The sequence below is a fragment of the Terriglobus sp. YAF25 genome, from assembly GCF_052113305.1.
Lineage (GTDB): Bacteria > Acidobacteriota > Terriglobia > Terriglobales > Acidobacteriaceae > Terriglobus.
In genome coordinates this window covers 1-7,526 of sequence record NZ_JBFRCY010000252.1, presented here as the reverse complement: position 1 = coordinate 7,526, position 7,526 = coordinate 1, and the positions used below count along the sequence as shown (strand labels likewise).

The window sequence follows — 7,526 nt, the reverse complement described above, 5'->3', positions numbered from 1 at the left end:
CTCTAGCGCCTGGCCCAAATCCTCATCAGACAACAAATGAGGCAAAGAATTATCCCCAACCAATACTGCATCGAAATTTGACTTGGGAAGAACGGAAAGATCTCGCATGTCGGCCACATGGAATTTGATATCCAGGCTCAATTTGCGCGCTTCACGGGCAGCTCGCCTTACCGCCGCCTTACTCAGATCAGAGGCAACGACAGTATGACCGCGTTGGGCGATCCCGATGGCTTGGGTTCCAATCCCACAGGCACAGTCGAGAATCTTTAGAGGGCCTCCAGCCAGCTTATCTTCGACCAACGGCCCGAGCACACCCGCCTGTCGTTCAATCGAATGACCCCAATCCTCAAAGATCAAGTGATAGTGCTCTGCCAAGTCATCGTAGAATCCAGCGGTGTCCGTACTCATGGTCCTCCTCGACTGTGGGGTATCTATCTGGTGTTGCTCCGGGTCATCTGTCGCCACCCTTCCATCCGCACTTCATGAGCGCATTGGCCATTTGGCGCCAGTCCAGAATTATCACTATCGAGATCTTAGGACCGGATGGTCTCTAACCGTAGATATATGAGATTCTGACCAGGCCGGAACCTTAGACGCAGGCTTCACCGAAGGGTAGATGCTGCCCCGCTCCGGATGTGAACGACAGGAAAGAACTTTATGCGTTTCCTTGCAGACTTGGCGCTCTTCGTGGAGGTGGCGAACACGCGCAACTTCAGTCGGGCAGCAGCGGCGCTAGGGATGCCCGCATCGACACTGTCGCGACGCATCAGCGCGCTCGAGAGAGAATTGGGCTTCAATCTTATTCATCGCTCGACACGCACTTTCAAGTTGACCGATGCCGGGCAGGCTTGCTACGAACAATCCAAAGCTCTTGTGGCCGAAGCGCGACGCATCCAGGAGGATGTAGCGGGGATCGCCTCCAGAGCATCCGGACATATTCGCGTGGGTGTGCCGTTTGATTTGGCACAAACCATCTTCCTTCCTCTCTTCGCCCGTTACATGCTCGACCATCCAGAGATCTCGATCGAAGTTCTCTCTATCAGCGGCCATCCAAACCTTCTGACCGAAAGCCTCGATTTGGCGATCATGGTGGGACATCAGTTGCGTTTGCCCGATTCATCTTTCTGGTCTCGACGGGTCGGCACATTCCCTCGCCGTCTGTTTGCCTCTCAGGAATACTTGGCGAAGCACAAGAAAATTCAAGACCCCGCAGAACTCGCCGAGCACTCATGCATTCGTGGTATTCACGGTGAACCAGTCAGTCAGTGGGAATTGCGGCGGGAGCGCGAACATAGAACCGTGAAGGTTGATGGCAAGGCGAGCGCAAACTCGGTTGGAATGCTTGCGAAGCTGTCGAAAGAAGGCATGGGCATTGTGATTCTTCCCGATTTCCTCGCATTTCATCCAGCGTTCGGCGATGGTCTCGTGAGAGTGCTAAGCGACTGGGAAGCAGTACCTGCCCATATCTTCGCAGTGACGCCTTCGGCGATGCAATCTGCCCGGATTCGCAAGCTCGTGAGCTTTCTCAAAGAGCACTTCGAAGCCATGCTCGACGAGTTGAGCTCTCGCCGAAAATCTTAGCCGTCAGACCTTCGCCGCAGAGATTCCGCATCGGGTGCCGTCTTTGACGGGGCGGCCTTAAACCTTCATTCCAAAACTGCAATTCTATTTTCCAGTAGATGTTGACTCGCGTGGATATCCCAAAGAGTCTCTTGTATCGTGCCGACCGCGGTCCTGGGCGGCACGAATTCGAAGGAGACTCAATGAAGATTCTTGTTACTGGAGCAACAGGGAATGTAGGTGGAGAGCTTGTAAAGATGCTGCATCAACGTGGAGCTGAAGTCCGGGCTCTGGCGCGGAAACCCCAGGCAGCCAAATTTCCGGCGGGCGTAGAGGTTGTTCCTGGTGATCTAACCGATCCGGAGTCCATCAGAGAAGCAGTGAAAGGGATTGATAAGCTCTTCCTCCTGAATGGTGTTGTGGCCGACGAACTGACCCAGGCATTGATCGCCTATGGCATGGCAAAGCGAGCGGGCGTCAAGCACGTAACGTATGTGTCGGTCTACAAGGCAGACCAATTCAAGGACGTACCCCACTTTGCCTCAAAGGTCGCCGTCGAAAATGCTTTGCGCGAGTTCGGCGTTCCTTACACGATCCTACGGCCCGGCTATTTCTTCCAAAACGATCTGACGCTCAAACCGGTGTTGCAACAGATGGGTATCTACCCGATGCCTATCGGTACGGCAGGAATATCCGCCATCGACTCGCGCGACCTTTCCGAAGCGGCGGCGGTCACGCTGACCGAGCAAGGTCACGAAGGTCAGACTTACGATCTCGTCAGTTCCTCGCAGATCGATGGTCCCGGCAATGCCTCATTGTGGGGCGAGGTTCTGGGCAAACAGATCGTCTACACAGGCCACGACTTTGACGCGTGGGAGAAGCAGATGAGCACGATGGCCCCAGGCTGGATGGCGTACGACATGCGGAAGATGTTCCAAGAGTACGTTGAGCGCGGATTCGCTTCGACAGAAGCCGATGTAAGCCGCGTCACGAAGCTGCTCGGTCATGCCCCGCGAACGTATGAGGCATTCGTTCGGCAAACCGTTGCCGAGTGGGCCGCAAGCGAGCAGGTCTGACTACCGCGTGAAGAACTCGAAAGGGAAAGGACAATGAAAGCACTGCGCATCAATGACTATGGAGCACCGCTCCAGAGGAACCAATCATGTATTAGAAATTGAGATTTTGCTCTGGCATAGTCGGCTTTAAATAATTTCCCCAACGTTGATGAGCTGGCGATTTTCAACGAATCGAGAGTCGGCGGCGATCGTCAGTATCTAGAATAGTCTCTGTTAGCGAGCACTAAGCGCGGCGGTGCCATGCCACTTCCAAGATTGCAACTCTTCGAACTCGAGGATCTCGCCTGGTTCCCGCCGCTCATCCGCGATCTTGCAACGGATTACCTCCACTTCATGGAGGCTCGATTCAAGTTGCATGAGCCGGTTGTACCTTTGCTGGCACAGGCAATCAAAGACTCCCACCAGACCCGTGTCGTCGATCTCTGCTCAGGTGCCGGCAGCCAGGTTGTGGACTTGCTTGAGCATTTGGCTGCAGATGGCCTGTCTCTGGAGTTCACGCTTACCGACCGTTTTCCGAACGTCAACGCTATGAGCCGTGTCGCCGCGCTTTACCCTGCGCGCATTCACTTTCGCACCGATCCGGTCGACGCAACTCTCGTGCCGGCCGATCTCCGCGGTCTGCGCACCATCTTCAACGCTTTTCATCATTTCACCCCCGTGGCCGCGCGCGCCGTACTTCAAAACGCTGTCGAATCCTGCCAGCCCATTTGCATCTTCGAGATTCCGGAACGCAGTGTACCCATGCTGCTGCCGTTTTTCTTCACGCCCGTTTACGTGTGGCTCGCTACGCCCTTCATCCGCCCTTTCAGGGTGTCACGGCTGCTGTTCACCTATCTGCTTCCGCTGGTTCCTCTCACTTGCTGGTGGGATGGCCTGGTGTCGGTGATGCGCGCGTACACGGTGAAAGAGATGCTCGCGCTTACGCAGGACTTCGACGGCTACGACTGGCGAGCCGGTCGAGTTCCCATTCCCGGTACGCACGCACACATCACCTGGCTGCGCGGAATTCCGCGGACGCCTGGCAATGGTGCCGAACAGTAGACGCTGGTTTCCTGGAAACGGGCTTCAGCGATTTGCGCTAGAGCATTTGGCGCCAGTTGAGGCAACACATCGGAGGCAGGTCGTGTGCGGAGCGAATGTACCGAGGATTTACTAACTCCTTCGGTCGAGTCGCTCTCCAATTTCGAGAACCAGCTCTCGGAGCCAAAGGGATGCCGGATCTTGAGCAGCCCGAGTTGGATGGAATAGGAATTCACGGTATTCTCCTGGATCGATCGGAGGTGGGAGCACCGTCAGTGACAATGAGCTTTGCAGAGACTCCACCAGCCGCTTGGGAACAAAGGCCACCAGATCGCAACGCGCTACCGTTTGCAGAGCTTGTACATAGCTAGGAACACGAAGCGCCACGTGCCTCGCCATTCCCTCTTCCCGAAGCCAGCGATCGACCGGATCTTCCGTCAGACCTCTACCGACAACGGCCACATGACTCGAGTGGAGGAATGTTTTCAGGTTCTTCATACGCGATACGGCCGGATGCCCTTTGCGGACGACCGTAACTTCTGTATCAGTGAACAAGGTCTCACGCTGAAATCCCGCGATCTCATCGGTGGAGCACGAAATAATCAGATCGATGAAGCGAAAGCGCTCCGCCTTGATGGAGGAGGGACTCTGCCAGGGCAGAACATCCAGCCTGATACCCGGCGCCATGGAATGCGCACGTTTGACCAGCGCCGGCACAACCAGGTGACCAATATGGTCCTGCATCATGATGGAGAAGTGACGAGTGCTGGCTTTGGGTTCAAAGGATTCTGCGTCGAAAACCCGACGCACCCGGTGCAAGGTTTCGGCCAACGACTCTCGCAAGTCGTTTGCCCTTGGGGTTAGCTCCATTCGCGAGCCTACCCGCACCAGCAGAGGATCGCCCAGAAGGTCTCTGAGCCGCTTCAGAGCATGGCTTGCCGCTGGCTGTGAGAGCCCAATCTTTCGAGCAGCGCGACCGACATGCGCTTCCGAGATGAGCGCGTCCAGCGCAACCAGCAGATTCAGATCGATCGACGCTAAATTCATGAGGTGAATCACGAATATATAGTCAATCGATTGGACGAATCAATCTCATTGCGCCAAACTCACTTTCAGAAGAACTCATGCGAAGAGCCAAACTTCAGACTGCAATGTTCCTTCTTCTGGTGGCGGTTGCGACATTGGCACCCTGTGTGGTGCCCGCGCAAGAGACGCCGCAGCAGTTCCCCGCGCAGAACATCCCAACACGGAGTCCCGCCATGACAGAACTCAAGTCGCGCCATTTGTTTACCATCACCATGAAGCTGCCTCCCACGATGGAGTTGGGAGACACCCCCGTAGGGAAACGCCGCATCTTTACTGTCTCTGGCGGACAATTTGCCGGCGATCGGCTTCGAGGAGAAGTCCTCCCCCAAGCAGGTTCAGACCTGTTGTTGGTTCGACAGGACGGGTCCGCTCAGCAAGATGTGCGCCTGATCCTGCAAACCGACGATGGAACTCTGATTCTGATGACCTATCGCGGGGTACGACATGCTTCCCCTGAGGTCAATGCTCGGATTGCTCGTGGTGAAGCGGTCGGTCCATCGGAGTGGCTTGAACCTGGTACGATCTGCACGTCGAATCCCCCAGCCTGCAAGAGCATCGCATCCTGAGCCGTAACAAATGGGCTCGGATCGGCCAGCAGGACCAATGAGGGAACGGAAGCAGTTTGAGGCATGTGATCGTGGCCACTGCCGGGAGCCAAACCGTCAATACAGGCAGGGTCGAAGCGCTTCATCGAACCGAGGCGCGCCTCGATGTCACCCGACGCCCAACGCGGATTCGCCGACCTCCATTGTTCGTCGCTCCATCCGAGTTGTCCTCGCCATGTCGCACTGAACGATGCATGCTGTTGTGCCGTCATCTTCCATGTGGGATCGACATAGATCGCGCGCGCTGCGTTGAGAGGCTTTACGGCGAGAGCGAGGGCCATACCTGCGAGCGAATGCCCGATTGCAAGCTCTGCGTTCTGAGGAAGGCTCTCGACAAGGTCAGCCGCCCATAGCTCAGGCGAGTACGGACCGCGTGGACTTGCGCCATGCCCTCTCAGGTCCGGCGCCAGAACCCGATAACCACGATCGGCGATCGCAGGGCCGACGCGATACCAGTTCTGATGATCCGCAAAGAGACCGTGAATCAAGAGAGCAACCCGGTCACCCGTGCCCCATTCGTGCACCTTCAATTTCATTGTGATATCTCCAATCAAGCAGGCTTCGTTGCATTCTTTTTGGCGAGTGCGGACTTCGAGCGCCGACGATAAGCAACTGTTTTTGCCCTGTTTCCACAGGCGTTCATCGAGCACCAGCGACGGCGGCCGCTGCGGGATTCATCAACAAAGAGCAAGGTGCAGTCCTCGCGCGCGCATCTTTTGATTCGCTTCTGCTGTTGACCGCCGAGAAGTGAGACGGCGTCCCTGGCGATTTCAGCAACCACCGATTCGGCTCTCTGTGCGACGGCAGTCTTGATGACGAGGCTCTTTCCGTCGGCAATGAGCTGCGGAGACTCTATTCGGAAACTTGCCCAATGGTTCACCGTGTTCAAGTCTTCGACATCGAAGGGCTTCTGGTGCAGAATCGCATTCACAATTCGGTAAATCGCTTCGCGAAGCTTATGTGCCTCGATCAGCATTTTTGTTGATATTCGTGGTGAGGTTGTCGCAATCCCAGCTTCCACGATCCATCGTTCAAAGTCCGCCGAGCCTGGTAGCCGCTCAATAGGCTTGGGTGAATCTCTCCATCCAATCGTCGCGACGAAATTGAGGCAAAGACTGCCTCCTCGAAAGCGAAAAGCAAAGAGATCATCCGATGCTGGTTCAGAGGTATTCATAGCGACACCATATAGTATGGTGTCGATTTTCTCAAGGCCCCATGTTTAACAACCTGCTGAACGGTGGCGGAATGGGCAAAGGACAGTCAGGCTGTTTTTCTTCCGATTGGGGGAATACCGGTACAGCACCTTGCATGGACACCGCGAAAGTTGTGATCATGGGTTCATGCAAAGCGTCTTTGAGGCAGCGGGCGGCATGGACGGCATACGCCGCCTTGCCCACGCCTGGCATCGTCGCGTGATGGAAGACGAAGAGGTCTCCCACGCCTTCAGCCACGGCTTTCATCCCCAGCATACCGAGCGACTCGCCGCTTACTGGGCTGAGGCGCTCGGCGGTCCGACGACGTATTCCGAGTCCTTTGGGGACGAGAGCAGTGTTGTCAGAATCCACAGCGGCCACGGGGAGCACCACGAAATGGATCGCCGCGCAATCGCCTGCTTCGATCAGGCTCTGGCTGATGTGGGGCTGGCTGAGGACGCCACTTTGCGTCAGGTGCTGCACGACTACTTCGCGTGGGCGACCACGACGACGATGGCCCGGTATCACGAGTCTGCTGATGACGTGCCGAAGGGCCTCGGCGTTCCACGGTGGTCGTGGGATGGACTTGAGGTGTAAGTCTCTGCGGCAGACCACGATTTAGAATTCTGGCGAGAACAGGGCAAATCACTCATCCAACTCGCGTGGTCTGAATCAAGAATAGGTCAGGAAACGCGCTTCGCGGCGGCTATCTAAGCTGTCGGGCCGTTCCCTTCCTATAAGCCGACTAATGAGATGGTCCGCCGCTGTAACCCTCCGTTTGGGCGGAGGGTTACAGCGGTTTTCCGAGGAGGATCATCGACATGCAGATGTCTTCTCGACCAAACTTACCCTTGCAGTCGCGCGGCGGACCATACATAATCGGGACTGCCGCCGCGTCCTGTCGAAAGCGTTGGGCTCTCGCACGAATTGTTTGGCTAGCTTTGAAACTATTTGTGAGAATGCCAGTCTAGTGCGGGCATGAACGC

The 7,526-nt window shown here is 56.1% G+C and carries 8 protein-coding genes and 1 pseudogene; 5 read left to right on the top strand and 4 right to left on the bottom strand.

Going from position 1 to position 7,526, the window contains the following annotated elements:
* Window positions 1–408: class I SAM-dependent methyltransferase (locus AB4043_RS12280; RefSeq protein ID WP_442307160.1), on the bottom strand; the 408-nt coding region annotated here is incomplete at its 3' end.
* A 249-nt stretch (window positions 409–657) separates the two neighbouring features.
* On the opposite strand from AB4043_RS12280, the gene AB4043_RS12275 reads away from it, so the two are divergent.
* From AB4043_RS12275 to AB4043_RS12265, 3 genes are all read left to right on the top strand, one after another.
* Window positions 658–1,581, top strand: a complete 924-nt coding sequence (locus tag AB4043_RS12275; RefSeq protein WP_442302922.1) for a LysR family transcriptional regulator — start codon at window positions 658–660, stop codon at window positions 1,579–1,581.
* A 182-nt stretch (window positions 1,582–1,763) separates the two neighbouring features.
* Window positions 1,764–2,636: an SDR family oxidoreductase gene (locus AB4043_RS12270; RefSeq protein ID WP_442302921.1), complete on the top strand. Its 873-nt coding sequence runs from the start codon at window positions 1,764–1,766 to the stop codon at window positions 2,634–2,636.
* 240 nt (window positions 2,637–2,876) lie between these two features.
* The gene (locus tag AB4043_RS12265) at window positions 2,877–3,677 is read left to right on the top strand and encodes a hypothetical protein (protein ID WP_442302920.1); all 801 of its coding nucleotides are present in this window, start codon (window positions 2,877–2,879) and stop codon (window positions 3,675–3,677) included.
* Between the two features lie 111 nt (window positions 3,678–3,788).
* Here the strand turns inward: AB4043_RS12265 and AB4043_RS12260 are convergent, their stop codons facing one another.
* Window positions 3,789–4,703 carry a LysR family transcriptional regulator gene (locus AB4043_RS12260; RefSeq protein WP_442302919.1) on the bottom strand — a complete coding sequence of 305 codons (915 nt, stop codon included), beginning with the start codon at window positions 4,701–4,703 and terminating at the stop codon, window positions 3,789–3,791.
* A 77-nt stretch (window positions 4,704–4,780) separates the two neighbouring features.
* Here AB4043_RS12260 and AB4043_RS12255 point away from each other — a divergent pair.
* A pseudogene (locus AB4043_RS12255) lies at window positions 4,781–5,182 on the top strand (DUF3237 domain-containing protein); the annotation flags it as partial.
* On the opposite strand, the gene AB4043_RS12250 reads toward AB4043_RS12255, so the two are convergent.
* Both AB4043_RS12250 and AB4043_RS12245 read right to left on the bottom strand, forming a co-directional pair.
* A complete protein-coding gene (locus AB4043_RS12250; protein ID WP_442307159.1) occupies window positions 5,170–5,883 on the bottom strand; it encodes an alpha/beta fold hydrolase in 714 nt (237 codons plus the stop codon). The pseudogene AB4043_RS12255 and the gene AB4043_RS12250 overlap by 13 nt on opposite strands.
* A gap of 14 nt (window positions 5,884–5,897) precedes the next feature.
* The gene (locus tag AB4043_RS12245) at window positions 5,898–6,521 is read right to left on the bottom strand and encodes a CGNR zinc finger domain-containing protein (RefSeq protein ID WP_442302916.1); all 624 of its coding nucleotides are present in this window, start codon (window positions 6,519–6,521) and stop codon (window positions 5,898–5,900) included.
* Window positions 6,522–6,687: 166 nt separating this feature from the next.
* Here AB4043_RS12245 and AB4043_RS12240 point away from each other — a divergent pair, with 166 nt between their 5' ends.
* Entirely contained in the window at window positions 6,688–7,137 is a 450-nt protein-coding gene (locus AB4043_RS12240) for a group II truncated hemoglobin (protein ID WP_442302915.1), read from the top strand.
* Window positions 7,138–7,526 lie beyond the last annotated feature (389 nt).